Source organism: Parapusillimonas granuli (genome assembly GCF_013416525.1).
Classification (GTDB): domain Bacteria; phylum Pseudomonadota; class Gammaproteobacteria; order Burkholderiales; family Burkholderiaceae_B; genus Parapusillimonas; species Parapusillimonas granuli.
In genome coordinates this window covers 1-566 of record NZ_JACCEM010000036.1, presented here as the reverse complement: position 1 = coordinate 566, position 566 = coordinate 1, and the positions used below count along the sequence as shown (strand labels likewise).

General features: G+C 59.0%; 1 protein-coding gene. It reads right to left on the bottom strand.

Annotated features, from left to right (window positions below; translation table 11 throughout):
- A partial coding sequence (gene zapD / locus H0A72_RS21945) for a cell division protein ZapD (RefSeq protein WP_180158633.1) occupies positions 1-566 on the bottom strand: 566 nt, incomplete at both ends.

Below are 566 nucleotides of genomic sequence, written 5' to 3'. Positions count from 1 at the left end.
CGCGGCAAATCGTTCCCAGATTACATATTTATTGGCACTCATTTCGGGGAAAATATTCAGGGCCGAGTCTACCCATACTCGCAGCAGCTGGAACACCTTGCCGCTTAGCATTTCCTGGTAAGCACCCTGACGCGCAGTAACATCGGCCCTATCGCCGGAATCGCGCAGCACGCGCAAAATAAGCGCCAACCCCTTGTACAAGGGCAGAAAAGGCCTGATCCACTGGCCCAGATCGTGTGAGCGGATTTCGGGCGGCTTGATCTGCCAGGAAAAATACGAGGGCATATCGACCTGAGACGAGCCGCCCGGCACCGCCAGACGACCGCGCAGGCTGGCCAGCCATTCGTTATCGCGCAATTCCTGGCCTATGCGGCCTTGCCCGCCCAAATCGGCTGCCGCAGCCTGGATTTCAGCAAGCATGGCGTCTAGGGCCTGCGGGTCGACACCCGGGTGCTGGCGCAGCGCGCCCAGCGAAACACGTTGTCTTTCAAGGTCTTGCAATACCGCGCCCCGTAAATCGGTGCGGTCGCAGATATCGAGCAAATCGAACAGGGTGGCCACCGAAA